At 58.7% G+C, this 18,900-nt stretch carries 16 protein-coding genes and 1 tRNA gene; 6 read left to right on the forward strand and 11 right to left on the reverse strand.

The window, feature by feature from the left end; all coding sequences use genetic code 11:
* Nucleotides 1-24: 24 nt before the first annotated feature.
* Entirely contained in the window at nt 25-882 is an 858-nt protein-coding gene (locus K3J57_RS12260) for an N-formylglutamate amidohydrolase (RefSeq protein ID WP_259784900.1), read from the reverse strand.
* A 167-nt stretch (nt 883-1,049) separates the two neighbouring features.
* Between K3J57_RS12260 and K3J57_RS12265 the strand changes: the two genes are divergently transcribed.
* Both K3J57_RS12265 and ykgO read left to right on the forward strand, forming a co-directional pair.
* Nucleotides 1,050-1,124: transfer RNA gene (locus tag K3J57_RS12265), tRNA-Val, on the forward strand.
* A 96-nt stretch (nt 1,125-1,220) separates the two neighbouring features.
* Nucleotides 1,221-1,346, forward strand: coding sequence for a type B 50S ribosomal protein L36 (gene ykgO / locus K3J57_RS12270; RefSeq protein WP_005850168.1), 126 nt, complete (start codon nt 1,221-1,223; stop codon nt 1,344-1,346).
* A 70-nt stretch (nt 1,347-1,416) separates the two neighbouring features.
* Here the strand turns inward: ykgO and K3J57_RS12275 are convergent, their stop codons facing one another.
* On the reverse strand, nt 1,417-2,310 hold the full coding sequence (locus tag K3J57_RS12275) for a LysR family transcriptional regulator (RefSeq protein WP_259796103.1): 894 nt from the start codon (nt 2,308-2,310) through the stop codon (nt 1,417-1,419).
* Nucleotides 2,311-2,519: 209 nt separating this feature from the next.
* Here K3J57_RS12275 and K3J57_RS12280 point away from each other — a divergent pair, with 209 nt between their 5' ends.
* A complete protein-coding gene (locus K3J57_RS12280) occupies nt 2,520-2,843 on the forward strand; it encodes a hypothetical protein (protein WP_259773242.1) in 324 nt (107 codons plus the stop codon).
* A gap of 129 nt (nt 2,844-2,972) precedes the next feature.
* Here K3J57_RS12280 and K3J57_RS12285 read toward each other — a convergent pair whose 3' ends face one another.
* The 7 genes from K3J57_RS12285 to K3J57_RS12315 all read right to left on the reverse strand — a co-directional run bounded on the left by K3J57_RS12285 (nt 2,973) and on the right by K3J57_RS12315 (nt 11,632).
* On the reverse strand, nt 2,973-4,193 hold the full coding sequence (locus K3J57_RS12285; RefSeq protein ID WP_259796105.1) for a phenylacetate--CoA ligase family protein: 1,221 nt from the start codon (nt 4,191-4,193) through the stop codon (nt 2,973-2,975).
* Between the two features lie 71 nt (nt 4,194-4,264).
* Nucleotides 4,265-5,089, reverse strand: a complete 825-nt coding sequence (locus K3J57_RS12290) for an ABC transporter ATP-binding protein (protein ID WP_055192730.1) — start codon at nt 5,087-5,089, stop codon at nt 4,265-4,267.
* A gap of 74 nt (nt 5,090-5,163) precedes the next feature.
* The gene (locus K3J57_RS12295; protein WP_259796107.1) at nt 5,164-6,450 is read right to left on the reverse strand and encodes an ABC transporter substrate-binding protein; all 1,287 of its coding nucleotides are present in this window, start codon (nt 6,448-6,450) and stop codon (nt 5,164-5,166) included.
* Between the two features lie 121 nt (nt 6,451-6,571).
* Nucleotides 6,572-7,648, reverse strand: coding sequence for a branched-chain amino acid ABC transporter permease (locus K3J57_RS12300; protein ID WP_055192732.1), 1,077 nt, complete (start codon nt 7,646-7,648; stop codon nt 6,572-6,574).
* Between the two features lie 3 nt (nt 7,649-7,651).
* Complete coding sequence (locus tag K3J57_RS12305; RefSeq protein ID WP_259773245.1) at nt 7,652-8,638, reverse strand: branched-chain amino acid ABC transporter permease; 987 nt, start codon at nt 8,636-8,638, stop codon at nt 7,652-7,654.
* Between the two features lie 10 nt (nt 8,639-8,648).
* Entirely contained in the window at nt 8,649-9,473 is an 825-nt protein-coding gene (locus K3J57_RS12310; protein ID WP_173486723.1) for an ABC transporter ATP-binding protein, read from the reverse strand.
* Entirely contained in the window at nt 9,470-11,632 is a 2,163-nt protein-coding gene (locus K3J57_RS12315) for an AMP-binding protein (protein ID WP_259796112.1), read from the reverse strand. The genes K3J57_RS12310 and K3J57_RS12315 overlap by 4 nt, the downstream gene beginning before the upstream one ends.
* A gap of 238 nt (nt 11,633-11,870) precedes the next feature.
* On the opposite strand from K3J57_RS12315, the gene K3J57_RS12320 reads away from it, so the two are divergent.
* Both K3J57_RS12320 and K3J57_RS12325 read left to right on the forward strand, forming a co-directional pair.
* On the forward strand, nt 11,871-13,793 hold the full coding sequence (locus K3J57_RS12320) for a hybrid sensor histidine kinase/response regulator (protein WP_259796115.1): 1,923 nt from the start codon (nt 11,871-11,873) through the stop codon (nt 13,791-13,793).
* The gene (locus K3J57_RS12325; RefSeq protein ID WP_055192737.1) at nt 13,790-14,506 is read left to right on the forward strand and encodes a response regulator transcription factor; all 717 of its coding nucleotides are present in this window, start codon (nt 13,790-13,792) and stop codon (nt 14,504-14,506) included. Before K3J57_RS12320 ends, K3J57_RS12325 begins: the two co-directional genes overlap by 4 nt.
* 96 nt (nt 14,507-14,602) lie before the next feature.
* On the opposite strand, the gene K3J57_RS12330 is transcribed toward K3J57_RS12325, so the two are convergent.
* Together K3J57_RS12330 and fdhF are read right to left on the reverse strand one after the other, a co-directional pair.
* A complete protein-coding gene (locus tag K3J57_RS12330; protein ID WP_259773249.1) occupies nt 14,603-15,139 on the reverse strand; it encodes a pentapeptide repeat-containing protein in 537 nt (178 codons plus the stop codon).
* A gap of 164 nt (nt 15,140-15,303) precedes the next feature.
* On the reverse strand, nt 15,304-18,054 hold the full coding sequence (gene fdhF / locus K3J57_RS12335; protein ID WP_259797781.1) for a formate dehydrogenase subunit alpha: 2,751 nt from the start codon (nt 18,052-18,054) through the stop codon (nt 15,304-15,306).
* 174 nt (nt 18,055-18,228) lie between these two features.
* On the opposite strand from fdhF, the gene K3J57_RS12340 reads away from it, so the two are divergent.
* Complete coding sequence (locus K3J57_RS12340; protein WP_259796118.1) at nt 18,229-18,879, forward strand: histidine phosphatase family protein; 651 nt, start codon at nt 18,229-18,231, stop codon at nt 18,877-18,879.
* Nucleotides 18,880-18,900 lie beyond the last annotated feature (21 nt).

Consider the following 18,900-nt stretch of genomic DNA (forward strand, 5'->3'; position numbering starts at 1 on the left):
GCCAAAGCCAAAACGCCTATGCGGCTATTCCGCCGCGAGCCGCTCTTCAGAACACCCGATCTGGCAGATATCCTGCGCCACTTTCGTCAGCCGCGTTCTGACCTGATCAAACTGCCCATTCGGCCGCACCATGCCTTCGTTCATATAAAGTGCGCGATCAATCTCAACCTGCACCACATGCTGATGATATGTCGGACGCCCATAATGCTGCGCCATATAGGCGCCCGCGAAGGGCGTGTTCAGGGCAACGCTGAACCCCTGGGCCTCGAAAGCAGACGCCACCAGTTTCACAATCCCGGCCGAGGCCGCCGCACCATAACGATCCCCAAGGACAATATCGGGGCGCACGCCCTTATAGGTCACATTGCGCACTGCCTCATGCGGCATGGAATGACAGTCGATCAACACGGCCTGACCAAACTGGCGATGGCAATCATCAAGAAGGCGCTGCAGCTGATCATGATAGGGGAACCAGACCGCGGACAAGCGTTGCTGGGCCTCGCTCAGGCTGATCTTGCCATGATAGATCGGGCGCGCACCGGCCACCACACGGGGGATCACCCCCAAACCCGAGGCAATCCGCGCATTCAGCGCCTGTCGCCGCACCCCGCGCACCAGGGCCGGGTCAAGTTCTTCAGCCCCACGATTGAGATCGACATAGGCCCGCGGTGCATTGGCCACCAGAAACGGGGCTCCGAATTGCGGCACATCGGCAAACAGCATGTCCACAAACGCGTCCTCGGAGGAACGGATCTGCCACTGGTCCAGAAGGGTCGAACGCAAAAAAGACCGCTCATAGGCCCGCCCGGAATGGGGAGACGCAAAAACAACGCTGGTGCATCGCTCAGCCGGCAGATATAGCGCGTAAGGTTGGTTTTGCATGGTTGCTCGCACTGGTGTCTTCTGTCTTTCATATAAAGGCAAAAAAACTCTCACCAAAAGCCCTTGCGTCCTGCGCCGACTCCTTTTATAGGGACGGGACCGGCGCGGGATTTCCCGCGTTGTGTTGTTTGAAAGAGGGTGAAAACCTTGTTTCGGATAGGATTTCAGGGCGATTAGCTCAGCGGTAGAGCACTTCGTTGACATCGAAGGGGTCACTGGTTCGATCCCAGTATCGCCCACCATGAACCGCCGCACCGGATTATCGGGGTCCCCGATCAGGTGTTGGCAAAATGAAGCACAAGGCGCAATCCGCAGCGCCGCGTTGAAGGAGATAGGACATGAAAGTTCGTAACTCGCTCCGCTCGCTGAAAAACCGCCACCGCGATTGCCGCGTGGTGCGTCGCAAGGGCCGCGTTTATGTGATCAACAAAACGCAGCGCCGCTTCAAAGCTCGTCAGGGTTAATCCCCGGAGTTTTGGCATCAGCCAAGCGATTTGAAAGGCCGTCCTTCTGGGCGGCTTTTTCTTTGCACCGCTATTCGGGGCGGGTGGCTGACTTGCCCGGTGTGATCAGCTGCGCCCCAAAGTCGCGTCGCATCGCCGCCTGGAGCCAGGTGATCACCGCCCTGACCCGCTTGCTTTCCATAGTGTCCGGATTGCGATGCAGGTGAAGCACCCGGCCCATCTGTATGGCGCCTTCCCCCTCCTCCAGTCGAACCAGGCGGGGGTTTTCATCCCCGAGACATTCCGGCAACACTCCCTTGCCAATTCCATCCTCAACCGCCGTCATCAAAATGCTGGCATCCGTGGCCGTCAGCGGAACCTGCACCTTTTCACCCAGCTTTTTCCTAAGCTGGCGCGTCATGGTTGGCCCCGGCGCGTCATCATCCCGAAACAGCACCCATCGCAGTGATTGTGCAGGCAGATCGAAGGCCCTGTAGCCCGCATAGGGCAACATGCAAAACGGTGTTGAAAACTCCATCGCGGCCGGGGGCGCATCAAACCACAGGGACAGGGTCGCCTCGCCATGTGGTGGCACGGGGGGCAGGCGCCCCGAAAGGCGCAGCTCAAGCCTTGGGTGGCTGTTCAGAATATCTTTCGCTGCACGACGCGCCAGACGTTGCAAAATCCAGGTATTGCTGACGATCCTGACAACCCCGGCCACATTTTCCGATTGCTCTCGCAGGTCATCCTGCATCTGCTCCAGCATCGCTTCGACGCTTCTGGCATGTTCCAGCACGATACGTCCCTGATCTGTCGCCATGAAGCCGGATTTGGAGCGGACGAACAAAATCTCTCCCAACTGGGCTTCAAGCGCGTTCAGGCGGCGCCCGACGGTGGTCTGATCCATTTCCAGCAATTGCGCGGCCTGCGTCAGTGTCCCGGCGCGCGCAATCGCCATTACGACTTTCAAATGGCTCCAGTCCATCCTGCACCTCGGGTCTTGTGGCCAGCCGTGGCAGCCAGGCCTGCGCATAGTAACCTGCAAATATGCAGGAAGGTTAGGCGTTTGAGATGCTTAATGTCCAGCACCTGTTCGGATAACGTGAAAAATCAGGGATGACGAACAGGCCCCCCGGTTCCCAGCCGGGCCAAGCATTGCACCACAACCCACCTTCAAAGACAGGGAGAACAATTATGCATTTCAAGACCCTTTCCACATTTGCGAGCGTCGTGGCCCTTATGGCCGCATGTTCACAGGCCCCCGCCCCCGAACCCATTCGCGCGGATCCCGTGTTCAACAAACTAGGAGAGCCGATCGGATGTGAACAAGGATATGTGCTGGTTGCAGGAACCGCGGCCCCGCCGGTCTGTGTCCCCGATGGTGGGGAATGTGCAGATCCGGCTTATTATGACGCCAATGGGTCCTTGGTGGATCCCTGCCCCGAACCGCGCGATCCACGTGATCGCGGTGACACGCCCCAGCGTGACCCGCAGCGCCCCACACCTGATCCCCAGTAACCACCTCACCTCATGAAAAAAAGGGCCGAGACAAAGCTCGGCCCAGTTCATCAGGAGGAAGAAGTTACCTGACGGGGATTTGTCCTGCGGATGCGGTCAGGGCTGCAGCCGCAGATACCAAATTGGAAATCAGTCGTAGACCCGCTGATCGTCAATCACGACACCATCATTGGGCAGGCTGCCCCGGGCGACGATCTCGATCTTGCCTTTCAGTTTCAGTGTCTCGGCCACGGATTTGGCAAACGGGGCCGGGTCGGTGGCGTCGGTTTCCACCTGCACGGTCATCGCGTCCATCTCGCCCTCGCGGGTGGCAATCACACGGGCTTTCGCAACTTCTGAATGCTTGGCCACGAAATCGGCGACCTGTTCCGGGCGCACGAACATCCCTTTGATCTTGGCGGTCTGGTCAGCGCGACCCATCCAGCCTTTGATACGCATATTGGTGCGACCGCAGGGGCTTTCGCCTTTCATCACCGCCGACAGGTCGCCGGTGGCAAAGCGGATCAGCGGGTAGTCGGGGTTGAGCGTGGTCACCACCACTTCCCCCACCTCTCCCGGAGCCACGGGATCACCGGTGCCGGGGCGCACAATCTCGACAATCACGCCCTCATCGACAATCATGCCTTCCATCGCGTCGCTTTCATAAGCCACGTTGCCCAGATCGGCAGTGGCATAGCTTTGCAGGCAGGTGATACCGCGATCGGCGTATTCCTGACGCAGGCTCGGGAACAGTGCCCCGCCCCCCACGGCAGCCTTGGTGATCTTGAGCTTCACGCCATCGGCATCGGCACGGTCGAGAATGATCTTCAGATAATCCGGCGTGCCCGCATAGGCAGTGGTGCCAATATCGGCCGCGGCGCGCACCTGAAGCTCGGTCTGGCCCACGCCAGCCGGCACCACAGCGGCCCCGACGGCACGCGCGCCATTTTCAAAGATCATGCCCGCAGGCGTCAGGTGGTAGCCGAAACAGTTCTGCACAATGTCGCCTTCCCCGATGCCGCAGGCATTGAGGAACCGCCCCATGCGCCACCAATCATGTCCAACCCCACCGGGTTCATAGATCGGTCCGGGCGATTGGAAGATATGGGCAAACTTGTGCGTCGGCAGGGCAGCATACCCACCAAGAGGACCATCTGCAGCCTGCGCCTTGCCGATCTCGGACTTGCGCAGAACCGGCAGCTTGGCCAGATCAGCCAGGGTTTTGACCGAAGCGGCTTCGACCCCCTTGAGGCTTTCACCATAGCCCGAGAGGGCCTGTGCGCGTGCGATCTGCGCGGGCAGTGCAGCGGCCAATGCGCTGATGCGTTCATCTGCGGAACGGGTTTCCAGCGCGTCAAAATACTTGGACATGAGTGAAACCTCTTGTCTGAGCCGGCAGCCACCGGCGATACGGAACTTTTAAAGGTGGCGTTGGGGGGCGATCAGGCCAGCCAACGCTTACGACGGCGGTAGGAGCGCACGTCGCGGAAGCTCTTGCGCCCTTCATCGGACATGCCGAGATAGAATTCTTTCACATCCGGGTTTTCGCGCAGTTCAGCAGCGGGACCGTCCATCACGATGCGGCCATTTTCCAGAATGTAACCGTAATGGGCATAACGCAGCGCCACGTTGGTGTTCTGTTCAGCCAGAAGGAAGGTTGTGCCCTGCTCTTCGTTCAGACGTTTCACGATCTCGAAAATCTGCTCCACAAGCTGCGGTGCAAGACCCATCGAGGGTTCATCCAGCAAGATCATTTCCGGGCGTGACATCATGGCGCGGCCCATGGCCACCATCTGTTGTTCCCCACCGGAGGTGTAGCCGGCCTGAGACTTGCGGCGTTCCGCAAGGCGCGGGAAATATTCATAGACCATTTCCAGGTCTTTTGCGACGGCAGCGCGGCCATCCGTGCGGGTATAGGCCCCGGTCAGAAGGTTTTCTTCCACTGTCAGGTGTTCGAAACAATGGCGGCCTTCCATCACCTGAATAACCCCGCGCTTCACCAGCGCAGCCGGGTTCAGTTCGGCAATGTTTTCGCCCATATGGTCGATGGTGCCCTTGGTCACCTCGCCCCGCTCTGCCTGCAACAGGTTTGAAATGGCTTTGAGCGTGGTGGTCTTCCCTGCACCGTTCCCGCCCAGAAGCGCGGTGATGCCCCCTTTCGGGACCGAGAGGCTTACACCTTTCAGGACGAGGATCACGTGATTGTAGATCACCTCGATATTGTTGACCTCGAGCAGGTTCTCTTTTGCTTTCGCGGCGTCCAGCATGATTGGTCGTCCTTAACGTAGTCGTTCGTGGGATGGTTCGGGCCAACTGGCCCGAACCCTTCGCGTATCGCGGCTTAGTTGCAGCGCTCAGCGATGTTGTTTTCAGCAGCGTAGGCTTGCGAGTCGGCGTCGATCAGCGGCTGGATCACTTCCATATCCGACGGACCGAAATCCGAGATCAGCGACCAGGTGCCTTTGCCTGCATCCCACTGCGAGATCGCAGCAGTACCGGGGCCACCGTGGTTTTCACACGATACCGAGAATGCCGGGCCGAAGCCTTCCATGCCCAGCTCTTTCATGCGGGCATCGGTGATTTCCAGCTGCTCCAGACCATCACGCATCTGACCCGAGGTGATGTCTTTCACACCGTGGATCTCCTGCGCTTTGCGGGCCGCTTCGGCCAGCATCATCGCAGCGTAAACGCCACGGTTGTAGATCACGGTGCCGACATTGTCGCCGTTACCGGCGGCTTTGCCTGCGTCCACAACATATTTCTGGATGTCACCAAAGACTGGATAGTCCGAGCCAACACCGTGGAAGGCAACAGCCTTGTAGCCGTTTGCAGCGTCACCAGCCGGTTTCACGTCGTGCTCAGCACCCGACCACCAGACACCGATCATGTTTTCCAGCGGGAAGCGGATGTTGGCAGCTTCCTGAATGGCCACCTGGTTCATCACACCCCAGCCCCAGAACAGAACATAGTCCGGACGCTCACGGCGGATCTGCAGCCACTGCGACTTCTGTTCCTGACCCGGATAGTCAACCGGGATGGCCGAGAAGTCGAAGCCGTGTTTTTCGCCCAGCTTGGTCAGGGTCGGGATCGGCTCTTTACCATAGGCACCGTTGAAGTGCAGCAAGATCACTTTCTTGCCATTCAGGTCGCCGCCGTTCAGATCCAGCAGGTGGTTCACAGCAGCCGAGGCACCGTTCCAGTAGTTGGCCGGATAGTTGAACACGTGGCTGAACACTTTACCGTTGGCAGCCGAGGTGCGGCCGTAACCCGGGGTGTAAAGCGGGATGTCATCTGCGGTCGCTTTTGGGATCAGCTGATAGGTGATGCCGGTCGACAGCGGGTTATAGGCAAGAGCACCCTCGCCTTTGGTCGATTCATAGCATTCCACACCTTTTTCGGTGTTGTAAGCGGTTTCACATTCCGGCACGGCGATCTTTACGCCACCCACACCACCGTCACGCTCGTTGAGCAGGGTCATGTAGTCGGCAAAACCGTCAGCGTAAGGAATACCACCGGCGGCAAAGGGGCCGGTGCGATAGCTCAGCGACGGGAAAACGAGATCGGCCATCGCCGGTGCGCCTACCATCAGCGCGGCAACCGACGCCGCTGCAACTTTCTTAAAGGTCATTTGCTTCCTCCCTAGATTAGCAAAATATCGTGCCCGTTATGGGTCACTTTGGTTTCGGTCTTCCGGTCCGCTCCTCATGAACCGGAAGACCAATCTTTTCCCCGTCAGGGGCCGTTCCCAGTTAGTGGGGGAAGGGCCACAGACGCAGTTTCTCTTTGGTCAGGCGCCACAGTTGGGCCAGGCCATGCGGTTCCACGATCAGGAAGAACACGATCAGCCCCCCCACGATCATGAATTCGAAGTGGGCTGCCAGGTCGGTCGGCCAGCCGAGGCCACCCACCAGCACGTTCTTCAGAAGAACCGGCATCAGCACCATGAAGGCTGCCCCTGCAAAGGCCCCGAAGATCGAGCCCAGACCACCAATGATGATCATGAAGAGGATCAGGAACGATTTGGAGATCCCGAAGCTCTCACCTGCTTCAACCGCGCCAAGGTAGACCGAGAAGAACAGGGCCCCGGCCACGCCGATGAAGAATGAGCTGACCGCAAAGGCCGACATCTTGGCCATCAGCGGGTTCACCCCGATGATCTCAGCCGCGATATCCATATCACGAATACCCATCCATTTCCGACCGGTCATGCCGCGCGTCAGGTTGCGCGCCACCCAGGCCAGCGCCACCAGGAACACCAGACAGATCAGGTATTTCGCCCAGGCGTCGGTGTTGGGACCAGTTACGATGATGCCAAACACGGTGCGTTCCGGCGCGTTGATCTGACCCGATGCCGAGTAGTTGTAGAACCACGGCACCTTGTTAAAGAGCCACACCAGGAAGAACTGCGAGGCAAGCGTGGCCACAGCGAGGTAGAACCCCTTGATGCGCAGCGACGGCAGGCCGAACAGAACCCCGACAACGGCGGTGATGCCACCGGCAATCAACACGTGGAACACGATGTTGATCTCTGGAAAGGCGACCATCAGCTTATAGACGGCGTAAGCCCCCACAGCCATGAACCCCCCGGTGCCCAGTGACACCTGACCGGCATAGCCCGTCAGGATGTTCAGGCCCAGCGCCGCAATGGCGTAGATGAAGAAGGGGGCAAAGATCGAGTTGACCCAGTAATCATTCACAATGAACGGAATGATCAGGAAGGCAACTGCCATTGCGACCCAATAGCCAGCCCGGTCCAGACGGATCGGAAAGGTCTGGTTGTCGTCCTGGTAGGATGTTTTGAAATCACCAGCTTCACGGTAAAACATGGATCAGACCCTTTCGATGATTTTTTCGCCGAACAGGCCTTGCGGCCGGAAGATAAGGAAGACGAGCGCAAGAACGTAGGCGAACCAGTTCTGCGTCGCGCCACCGATCAGCGGACCAATGGCAAATTCGAAAAGCTGCTCACCCACACCGATGATCAGACCGCCGATAATGGCGCCCGGGATCGAGGTGAAGCCGCCCAGCATCAGAACCGGCAGGGCCTTCAGCGCGATCAGCGACAGCGAGAACTGCACACCCGACTTGGCGCCCCACATGATACCAGCGACCAGCGCCACAAAGCCTGCAATCGACCAGACCAGAACCCAGATGAAGCGCAGCGAGATACCAACCGACAGCGCGGCCGAGTGGTCATCCGCCACGGCGCGCAGCGCCCGGCCCTGTTTGGAGTATTGCGAGAAGATGGTCAGCGCAGCCACCAGAAGGGCAGCAATGATCGCAGCAACAATATCAAGATTGTCGATGAAGAACCCATAGCCGAACCAGTTGTAGGTCACGCTGTCGATGGTCTCGTTCAGACCGGTCGGCAGACCCACGTCCAGCTTCTTGATTTCAGAGCCCCACATGATGTCCCCGAAACCTTCCATGAAATAGGCCAGACCAATGGTCGCCATGAACAGGATGATGTCAGGCTGGCCGACAAGGTGTTTGAGGATGTAACGCTCCACCACCCAGGCAAAGCCGACCATCACGCCAGCGGCGAGGATGATCGCGATGATCGAGGGCACGTGCCACGGGAAGTGGTGGATCTCGGTGCCGAAGATGGCGTTGATCAGGTGCGAAAACGGAACCTGACCGTTTTGGATACCCACCAGCGTCATGGCCGCAAACAGCGCCATCACACCCTGAGCATAGTTGAAGATACCGGACGCCTTGAAAATCAAGACAAACCCCAGTGCGACGAGTGCGTAAAGAACCCCGGCCATCAGGCCGTTCAGGGTGACTTCCGCTGCAAAGAGCAATTGTTCAGACATGTCTCCCCCCTTAGTCGTGTGCCACGCCGAGATAGGCGTCGATCACATCCTGGTTGTTGCGCACCTCGTCCGGGGTGCCGTCCCCAATTTTCTTACCGTAATCCATCACGACCACACGGTCGGACAGATCCATAACCACACCCATGTCATGTTCGATCAGGGCGATGGTGGTGCCAAATTCGTCATTCATGTCGAGGATGAAGCGCGACATGTCTTCTTTTTCCTCAACGTTCATGCCGGCCATCGGCTCGTCGAGCAGAAGCAGCGACGGTTCCGCTGCCAGCGCACGCGCCAGCTCCACCCGTTTTTTCAGACCATATGGCAGACGCCCCACCGGGGTTTTGCGGATGTGCTGAATTTCCAGGAAGTCGATGACCTTTTCGCAGATCTCACGGTTGGCCAGTTCTTCCTTCTCGGCTTTGCCTTTCCAGATCGCCTGCTCAAACAGGTTGGCTTTCATGTGGTTCAGACGGCCGGTCATGATGTTGTCCAGCACGGTCATGCCGTCAAACAACGCGATGTTCTGGAAGGTCCGGGCCAGGCCCTGCTGTGCCACCTGGTAGGGGCGCATCGGCGGGCGTTTTGCGCCGCGGAACCAAACCTCGCCTTCCTGAGGTTTATAAAACCCCGAGATCACGTTCAGCATCGAGGACTTACCAGCCCCGTTCGGGCCGATGATCGCGCGGATCTCGCCCTCACGAATGTTGAAGCTGATGTCCTTGATCGCAACCACACCACCAAACCGCAGCGTGATATTCTTCAAATCCATGACCACCGGGCCAATGGTGCGCCCGTCTTCCGTGACGTAGCTGTCGGCGTTCATATCTAAGCTCATTCTGCCGCCATCCCCTGTTTGGTGCCAACCACAACCGCATCGCGGATTTCGATGGTGGCGTTGATCGAACCCTTGCGGCCGTCCTCATAGGTGACCTCGGTTTCGATATATTGTTCGGATTTCCCGCCATACAGCGCGTCGATCAGCGGGGCGTATTTCTCCTCGACGATCTTGCGGCGCACTTTCCGGGTCCGGGTCATCTCACCGTCATCTGCATCCAGTTCCTTGTGCAGGATCAGGAAGCGGTGGATCTGACAGCCCGACAGCATCTCATCTTCAGCAACCGACTTGTTGACGGCTTCAACATGCTCCTGAATGGTCGAGAGCACCTCGGGGTGGCCAGCCAGTTCCTGATACGAGGCATAAGCCACGTTGTTGCGTTCGGCCCAGTTGCCAACTGCGGTCAGGTCGATGTTGATGAAGGCCGTGCACATGTCACGGTCATTGCCGAAGACAACCGCCTCCAGAATGTCCGGGTAGAACTTCAGTTTGTTCTCAACATATTTCGGCGCGAACATCCGGCCATCGGCCATTTTGCCCACATCCTTGGCGCGGTCGATAATGCGCAGGTGACCGTTCGTCTTGTCGAAGAAACCAGCGTCACCCGTGGCCACCCAGCCTTCCGCATCCTTGGTGTCGGCGGTCGATTCCGGGTTGTTGTAATATTCCACAAACGTCCCCGGCGAGCGGTAGAAGATCTCACCATTATCCGCCAGACGGATTTCAACACCCGGAGCAGGCACACCCACGGTGTCGTTGCGCACTTCACCATCAGGCTGAACGGTGATGAACACGGTGGCTTCGGTCTGACCGTAAAGCTGTTTCAGGTTGATCCCCATCGAGCGATAGAACTCGAAAATCTCAGGACCAATTGCTTCACCGGCAGTGTAGCCCACACGAATGCGGCCAAAGCCAAGCGTATCTTTCAGCGGGCCATAAACCAGCACCTCACCGCAGCGATATTTGAAATATTCCTGCAGCTTGCCACGATAGAGTTTCAGACCGATCGGGTCTTTTGCCTTGAAATGCTTGCGGGTTTCAAGCGGGTGACGCAGCTTGGTAAAGCCCAGACGGATCGTGTTTTCGATCAGGGTCTCAACGGCAAAGCCGATCCCCATCGCGTAACGGAACCCGTGGCGGATCTTCTGCTCCAGCGTGCGCTTCTGCGTGGTGACCTTGCGCTTCGGCATCCCGTATTTTTCACCGGTGGTCTTCGCAAATTCCATGAAGTGATGGAACAGCGCGTATTTCAGATCGCCACTGTCTTCCATGCGGATCATCACATTGGTCAGCTGGGTTTCAAACACGCGCGGCGGGGCAAAGTAATAGGTCGGCCCGATCTCGCGCAGGTCGGTCATCATCGTGTCTGCCGATTCCGGACAGTTCACGCAGAAACCGCACCACATGGCCTGACCCAGCGAGAAGATGAAGTCCCCCACCCATGCCATCGGCAGATAGGCCAGAACATCTTCATTGCCGCCCAGATTGTCGAACTCGGACGAGTTCTTGGCGCTTTCAATGATGTTGCGGTTCGACAGAACCACGCCTTTCGGGCGACCGGTGGTGCCCGAGGTGTAAAGCATCACGCAGGTGCTGTCATAGGTCAGCTCAGCTTCGCGGGCAGCCATTTCTTCTTCGAAACGGGCATGTGCAACACGGCCTTCTTCCTGAATGTCGTGATACCAGTGCAGATGGCTGTGATCATATTTACGCAGGCCACGCTTGTCGAAATAGATGACGTGTTCGATGCCATGGATCTTCTCCTGCACCTCGATCACCTTATCGACCTGTTCCTGGTCACCACAGATCACGAAACGGGCGCCGCAGTTTTCCAGCACATATTCCATTTCTTCGGCAACAGCGTCCTGATAAAGCGGCACCGGCACGGCACCCACTTTCTGCGCAGCAACCATCCCCCAATAGTGGGCAGGGCGGTTGCGCCCGATAATGGCAACATGGTCGCCCCGTTCAATCCCCAGCGCCAACAGGCCCATGGCCAGGTTCTGGATTTCTTCGGCGGCTTGCGCCCAGGTCCAGCTTTGCCAGATCCCGAATTCCTTTTCCCGATAGGCCGGGCGATTTCCAAATTCCTTCACGTTCCGCGCAAGGAGCGCCGGAATGGAAGCGAATGCACCAGCTGCGGCTAATTCTTGTCCCAAATTTTCCTCCCACCGTCGGCCTGTCCGACTTCGAATGTCAGGGCCTCTCCTCGGACCCGGTTGCAGACGAATCTATGCCAACAACCCTGACGAAAAAAATCTCGCCGTCAAAGGTTTCGCCACTTTTTCCAAATCCTAACGAATTGTAACAGCCTCATTAAGCAGGGTTTTTCCGCAGCAAACCCCTTTTCTGAAAGGGGGTTCGGTGATAGCGAAGACAAAGAGGGGACCGAAATTCATGCCAAACAGCAAAGAAGCCACCGCCCTGACGCAGGCCGGGCTGAACCTCATCCAGCAAGCGCTTTCCATCTATGATCGAGAGCTTCGGCTGGTTATTGGCAACCGCCAGTTCCAAGATATGTTCGATCTGCCCGACCGGCTGGTCCGAGCTGGCGCCGAGTTCGGTGAAACCATTCGCCACCTTGCCGAGCGCGGTGATTACGGCGCTGTTGGCAATATCGACGCCTTTGTTCTGGCCCGCGTGGAGCAGGCAAAAGCCTTCGTGCCGCATTACATCGAACGCACCCGCGCCAATGGCTCTGTGATCTCGGTTGAAGGAAACCCGCTGCCACAGGGGGGCTGGGTCACGGTCTATACCGATATCACCCATATCAAGCGGCAGGAACGCCTGCTGCGGGCGCGCTCTGAGGAACTGTCCGATCAGGTGCTCTCACATACCGAAGAGCTGGCCCAGACCAACCGCGCCCTCGCCTCGACCAACAAGGCGCTGGAGGAAACCAAGCGCGAGCTTCTGGAAATGGAAAGCCGCACCCGTCTGACCGCCGAAATGATGCCCGCCCATATCGCGCGGATCGACCTGGATCAGACCTACACATTCTCGAACCGCCGACTGGGCCGGGTGATCCCAGGCCGCCCCACGGACCTGTTTGGCCTGCACGCAAGCGAAGCCCTTGGCAGCGAGGCCTATGCACGCATCTCGCCTTATTTTCAGAAAGCCTTCAAAGGTGAGGCCAATGTATTTGAATTCAGCCACGAGGGGTCCGGGCGGCGCATCCGCGTGGCATTGACCCCGGATCGGGACGAGGAAAGCGGGCTGATCACCGGGATCTACATCCTGTCCATGGACATCACCGAAGAAGCCCAGGCCCGCGCCGCGCTGGCCCAGACCCACAAACGTGAGCTGGCCGCACAGCTCACCTCTGGCGTGGCCCATGATTTCTCAAACCTGCTGACCATTATCCTCGGACTGCAATCCCGGCTGGGGCAAATGGACATTGGCGACGGTGCGAAAGAGCTGGTTCAGGCCACCACCGCCGCCGTGCGCCGGGGGGGCACACTCTTGGAACGCATTGCGTCGATTTCCGGAAAACGCGAAATTCATTTCGAACCAACTGACATTCCGGAACTCCTCAAGGGGCTGGAAACATTGGCAAAACCGACGCTCCCCGACGGGGTAGAGCTGGTGATTACCCAAGAAAACCTTGCAGATCCCGTGGTGTTGGATGCCGGCGCCGTGCAGGATGGGCTGCTCAATCTGATCATCAACGCCACCCATGCCATCGGATCAGGCCCCGGTCGAATCACCCTGTCGGCCAGACCGATCCGCGAAACATGGGTCGAATTTCAGGTCCGCGACACCGGCACCGGATTTTCTGATGAGGCGCTGGAGCGGGCGATGGATCCGTTTTTCACCACCAAAGGGGGGGACGGCTCCGGGCTGGGCCTGTCCATGGTTTATGATCAGACCACGGTGGCAGGTGGCCAGTTGAAAATCGCCAATGCGCCTGACGGGGGGGCTATGGTCTCCATCCGCCTGCCCCTGCGCAAACCGGCCCGACCGATCGCACCGCGGCTGGTCCTGCTGATCGAAGACAATGCCGACATCCGCGCCTCGGTCCGCACCATGCTGACCGAAATGGGGCATCAGGTGATTGAAGCCGTCTCCGCAGAGGAGGCGCTTGGGCTGATGACGCTGGAGGGGATTGGCCTGATCCTGTCCGACGTGATTCTTGAAGGGGTGCAGACCGGGCCGGAATTCCTGCGTGGATTGGAGGCCGCCGGGGTGGATATTCCCAAACTCCTGATGACTTCCCTACCGTCAGAAGACCCAAGACGGGCAAAAGCAGGCTTTCCTGTTTTACATAAGCCCTTTACCAAAGGGGAACTCGCCACGTTCCTGTCGCAGGAGGTCCGCACATGACCCAACCATCCAGCCATCGCCCGATGATCGCCATTCTGGACGATGAACCTGAAATCCGCCGGATGTTGTCGGAGGCGCTGGAAGATGCCGGGTTTCGCACCGCCAGTTTTGCCCGCGCCACCGAGTTCGAAGCCGCCCTGAACACCATGGCGCCCGATGTCTGTCTGGTGGATCTGGGTCTGCCGGACCGGGACGGGCTGACGCTGGTGCACCGGCTGGCTTTGGAATCCGGTGCCTCGATCATCATCATTTCAGGTCGTGTGCAGGTGCAGGACAAGATAACTGGGCTGGAGCTCGGGGCGGATGACTATATCATCAAACCGTTTGAACCGGCAGAAGTGGTTGCCCGTGTGCGCGCCCGCCTGCGCAGCCAGAAAGTCGGCGCCCCCGCATCGCACACCGCCCATTTCAATGGCTGGACCGCGCATTTCGACCGATACGTTCTGGAAGATGAAAGTGGCGCCGAAACGACGTTTTCACATGCCGAGGGTGAGGTGCTGCGCCTGTTTCTCGATGCCCCGAACCGATTGATTTCCCGCGCACAGATGCAGGAAAGCCTGGGGGGTGTCGCCGGTGAAAGCTTTGACCGCGCCATGGATGTGCGCATCTCGCGCCTGCGCACCAAGCTGAAGGAAGACCCAAAAAACCCGCGCCTGATCAAAACGATCTATGGCGCGGGCTATATCTTTCTCGGGAATGTGCGCTGGGGGTAATCCCCGAAGTCGGTTTTCCGAAGTCACCCAAGCGTTTCAGTGACATCCGTTACAACGGTTCGGTTTTCCCCGGCCTCAGGTGAAAACCGAAACGCTTCAGCGGCACTCGCCAATCGATCCTGCGGCGCAGACACGCCCATCCGGCCAGGTCGCATTGTCCAGCGTCGCTTCAATCAGGATGGCACCATTCAGATTGGCACCCAGCAGGTTGGCCCCACTCAGGTTGGCATCCAGAAGGTTCACCCCGGACAGGTTGGCCATCATCAGATTGGCCCCTTGCAGGTTCACCGCATGCATATGCGCGCCGGTGAGGTTGGCAAAGCTCAGATCAGCTTCAACAAGGTTGGTCATGTGCAGAATGGCCCGCTCCAGCTTGGCGCGTGACAGGTTGGCACGGTCCAGCCGCATGGTGGTCATCGACGCGTCCGTCATGTCCACACCCGACATATCTGCATCCATACGGATCGCACCGGCACATTGTGCTTCGGGGATATACTCGCAGACGGTGTTGTAGTCGCGCTCATTGGTGGTCTGGTCCGACCAGGCCAGCGCAGCACTGGCGGTGGACAGCGCAATGGCCGCAACTGCCGCCACCTGCGTCAGGGTGGCAAATGGGGTTTGTTTCTTCTCCATGAGGGTAGTCACTCCTGTTCACATTGGATTGCCACCCAAGCTGCCACAGCCCACATCCGGAGGACTTAACAGGAGTCAAGCCCTTAACACATTCATAAATTCAAATAAAAATGCCCCACGGAAACTCGCAGGGCATTTTCATGTATTATCAATGATGTGGGGACTTACTCCGCCGCAATCCCCTGATCAATTTTCTCCACCCGAACGGCCGAGAATTTCATTTCAGCGATCTTGCCATAGGGATCCAGCGCCGGGTTGGTCAGAATATTTGCCGCCGCCTCGACATAGGCAAACGGCAGGAACACCATGTTTTCAGCCACCGCATAATCCGCCCGCGCCATCACATCAATGGTGCCACGGCGGGTGGTCAGGCGGATCATATCGCCGGGTTCCACTCCCATTTCGCGCAGGGTTTTCGGGTTGAGAGAGCAGTTTGCCTCCGGCTCGATGGCATCCAGAACCGTGGCGCGACGGGTCATCGAGCCGGTGTGCCAATGCTCCAACTGACGGCCGGTGGTCAGAACCATCGGGTAATCCGCATCCGGGGTTTCAGCCGGTGGCAAGATCGCAGCCGGCGTAAAGCGGGCGCGGCCATTTTCGCGCGGGAACCTGTCGCCAAACACCACCGCCTGACCGGGATCTTCCGGCGAAAGCGAGGGATAGGTCACCGCGTCAACACGATCCAGACGGTCCCAGGTGATGTTGTTCAGAGAGGGCATCACGCGGTTCATCTCGGCAAACACGTCACTCGGGTGATCGAAATTCCAGTTCAGCCCCATACGTTTGGCCAGATCCACGGTGATCCGCCAGTCTTCACGCGCCTCACCTGCGGGCGGCACGGCCGGGCGGGTCAGCTGCACCGTGCGGTTGGTGTTCGACACGGTGCCCAGCTTCTCGGCCAGCGCGGCGGCCGGCAGGATCACATCCGCGTAAGAAGCGGTTTCGGTCAGGAAGATGTCCTGCGACACAAGGAATTCCATCCGCCGCAGAGCTTCACGCACATGGTTCACATCCGGGTCGGACATGGCCGGGTTTTCGCCGAGGATATACATGCCCTTGATGTTGCCATCATAGACCTGATCCATGATCTCAACCACGGTCAGGCCGGGGTTGGGGTTCAGCTCATCCACCCCCCATACATCGCGGTAAAGCGCCTGAATTTCAGGGTCTTTCACCGATTTGTAATCGGGGTAGAACATCGGGATCAGGCCCGCATCCGACGCGCCCTGAACGTTGTTCTGGCCACGCAGCGGGTGCAGACCCGTGCCCGGACGCCCCACATTGCCCGTCATCAACGCCAGTGCAATCAGGCAACGAGAGTTATCGGTGCCGTGGGTATGCTGGCTGACACCCATCCCCCAGAAAATCATGCCGTTCTTACCGGCCGCAAACGTGCGGGCCGCGGCGCGCAGATCATCGGCAGAGATACCGCAGATCGGGGCCATTTCCTCGGGCGAGAACGCCTTGAGGTGTTCGCGCATTGCCTCCCAGTTCTCGGTGTGCTCGGCGATATAGGCATCGTTTTGCAGGCCTTCCTCGGCGATCACATGCATGATGGCATTGAGCATCGACACGTCCGCGCCGGGCTTGAACTGCAGGCGATGCGTGGCATAGCGCCCCATGCCCACGCCGCGCGGATCCATCACGATCAGCTTGCCACCACGCTTGGTGAACTGTTTGAAATAGGTCGCTGCAACCGGGTGATTTTCGATCGGGTTGGAGCCAATCACAATCGCCACATCGGCGTTTTCAATTTCGTTGAACGACGCGGTCACCGCACCGGAACCCACATTCTCCAGCAGGGCCGACACCGACGAGGCGTGGCACAGGCGGGTGCAGTGATCGACGTTATTGTGGCGGAACCCTTCGCGGATGAACCGCTGGAACAAATAGGCTTCTTCATTGGTGCATTTGGCGGACCCAAAGCCCGCAATGGCTTCGCCACCATGCTCATCGCGCAGCTTCATCAAGCCCTTGGCGGCCACATCCAGCGCCTCGTCCCAGCTGGCTTCGCGGAAATGGGTCAGCGGGTTGGCCGGATCCACATTCAGCCCCTTCTCGGCGCCATCTTTGCGAATAAGCGGTTTGGTCAGGCGATGGGGGTGGTTGATATAGTCAAAGCCGAACCGGCCTTTCACACACAGACGCCCTTCGTTGGCGGGGCCATTGATGCCCTCGGCATAGACCACCTTGTCGTCCTTCACCTTCAGACTGACCTGGCAGCCCACGCCGCAGAACGGGCAGATGGTTTTGACTTCTTTATCGAAATCCGAGCTGTCCTTGACCGTGGCCGGCATCAGCGCGCCGGTCGGGCAGGCCTGCACACATTCACCGCAGGCCACGCAGGTCGAGGCACCCATCGGGTCGTTGATATCAAACACCGGATAGGCGTCGTGACCACGCCCCCCCATGCCGATCACCTCGTTCACCTGCACTTCCCGACAGGCCCGCACACAGAGGTTGCACGAAATACAGGCATCAAGATTGACCGACATCGCCACATGGCTGTCATCCAGAAGCGGCACCCGCCCCTCTTCCAGCTTCGGAAAACGGCTTTGCGTCACGCCATTCAGCTCTGCCATATCCCAAAAATGCGCGTTGGCGTCGTGGCGTTCCTCAGGCTGGTCAGCCACCAGAAGCTCCACCACCATCTTGCGGGCAGACCGGGCGCGGGCATTGTCGGTCACCACCACCATGCCGTCGCTGGGGGTGCGGATGCAGGACGCGGCCAGGGTGCGTTCACCTTCGATTTCAACCACACAGGCACGGCAATTCCCGTCGGACCGCAGATTGGGCACATCCTTGTGGCACAGATGCGGGATCAGCGTGCCCTCTCGTTTTGCCACTTCCCAGATGCTCTCGCCCGGTTGCGCAACCACTTCGCGCCCGTCCAAGGTGAAGGTAATCCCCGACATGTTTTGCCCATCCGCCATAGTAAATTCTCCGTTTCAGGGGCCAGTATATCGCATTTGCGCGTTTCTTTCAGTTCGTCATTCACGACATAAGCTGTGGATTTTGCGCCAGCCCCCCTTTCAAGATTGGATCCAATCCCTTAGCAATGCGGTGAAGGATGTGTGAAAGGGAATGTCATGACGCAAATCACCCTGATCCGGCACGGGCAGGCCAATAACAGCGCCACGGACGAGGCGGGCTATGACCGCCTGTCCGATCTGGGGCGTCAGCAGGCCCGCTGGCTGGGCGAGCACATGCGCGCCACGGGGCAGGCGTTTGATGCCGTTTTCACAGGCACCCTGACCCGTCACAAACAGACCGCCGAAGAATGGGGCGCCGCTGAGGTGCGCAGCGATTCGCGCCTGAATGAAGTGCGCTATTTCGACCTGTCAGAACGGATGCACGCCCAATACGGCCTGGCCCATCCAAAGTCGCATGAGGATTTCGTCGATCACCTGCCCCTGACCTTTTCCGCCTGGCAGGAAGGCAAGATCGACGGCGCCCCCGAAAGCTTTCACGACTTTCAGACCCGCGTGCAGGAAGTGATCCACGATATCGCTCAAGCCCATGAAAACCCGATCATTTTCACCTCTGGCGGCTTTATCGGCATGGCCACGCGGGTGGTGATGGGGCTGGATATCGGCCCGTTCACCCGCGCCATCCTGCCGATCATGAACAGCTCGGTCCATCGGATGCGGATGCTGCCAGCGGGGCTGACGCTGACCCAGTTCAACGGGGTGCCACATCTGGAACATCCCGACCGCCATCACGCCCAGACCCATTTCTGAGGCCAGACCAACACTTATCCA

Origin of the sequence: Aliiroseovarius crassostreae, from assembly GCF_025137635.1 — a bacterium.
In the GTDB taxonomy this organism is placed as follows: domain Bacteria; phylum Pseudomonadota; class Alphaproteobacteria; order Rhodobacterales; family Rhodobacteraceae; genus Aliiroseovarius; species Aliiroseovarius crassostreae.

Bases quoted from the DNA above. Each gene is read 5' to 3' on its own strand.
- K3J57_RS12340 (WP_259796118.1), top strand. From the start codon at position 18,229: ATGACGCAAATCACCCTGATCCGGCACGGGCAGGCCAATAACAGCGCC.
- K3J57_RS12280 (WP_259773242.1), top strand. From the start codon at position 2,520: ATGCATTTCAAGACCCTTTCCACATTTGCGAGCGTCGTGGCCCTTATG.
- K3J57_RS12310 (WP_173486723.1), bottom strand. From the start codon at position 9,473: ATGAGCTTAGATATGAACGCCGACAGCTACGTCACGGAAGACGGGCGC.
- K3J57_RS12295 (WP_259796107.1), bottom strand. From the start codon at position 6,450: ATGACCTTTAAGAAAGTTGCAGCGGCGTCGGTTGCCGCGCTGATGGTA.
- K3J57_RS12275 (WP_259796103.1), bottom strand. From the start codon at position 2,310: ATGGACTGGAGCCATTTGAAAGTCGTAATGGCGATTGCGCGCGCCGGG.
- ykgO (WP_005850168.1), top strand. From the start codon at position 1,221: ATGAAAGTTCGTAACTCGCTCCGCTCGCTGAAAAACCGCCACCGCGAT.
- K3J57_RS12325 (WP_055192737.1), top strand. From the start codon at position 13,790: ATGACCCAACCATCCAGCCATCGCCCGATGATCGCCATTCTGGACGAT.
- fdhF (WP_259797781.1), bottom strand. From the start codon at position 18,054: ATGTCGGGGATTACCTTCACCTTGGACGGGCGCGAAGTGGTTGCGCAA.
- K3J57_RS12290 (WP_055192730.1), bottom strand. From the start codon at position 5,089: ATGCTGGACGCCGCGAAAGCAAAAGAGAACCTGCTCGAGGTCAACAAT.
- K3J57_RS12285 (WP_259796105.1), bottom strand. From the start codon at position 4,193: ATGTCCAAGTATTTTGACGCGCTGGAAACCCGTTCCGCAGATGAACGC.
- K3J57_RS12320 (WP_259796115.1), top strand. From the start codon at position 11,871: ATGCCAAACAGCAAAGAAGCCACCGCCCTGACGCAGGCCGGGCTGAAC.
- K3J57_RS12260 (WP_259784900.1), bottom strand. From the start codon at position 882: ATGCAAAACCAACCTTACGCGCTATATCTGCCGGCTGAGCGATGCACC.
- K3J57_RS12330 (WP_259773249.1), bottom strand. From the start codon at position 15,139: ATGGAGAAGAAACAAACCCCATTTGCCACCCTGACGCAGGTGGCGGCA.
- K3J57_RS12305 (WP_259773245.1), bottom strand. From the start codon at position 8,638: ATGTCTGAACAATTGCTCTTTGCAGCGGAAGTCACCCTGAACGGCCTG.
- K3J57_RS12300 (WP_055192732.1), bottom strand. From the start codon at position 7,648: ATGTTTTACCGTGAAGCTGGTGATTTCAAAACATCCTACCAGGACGAC.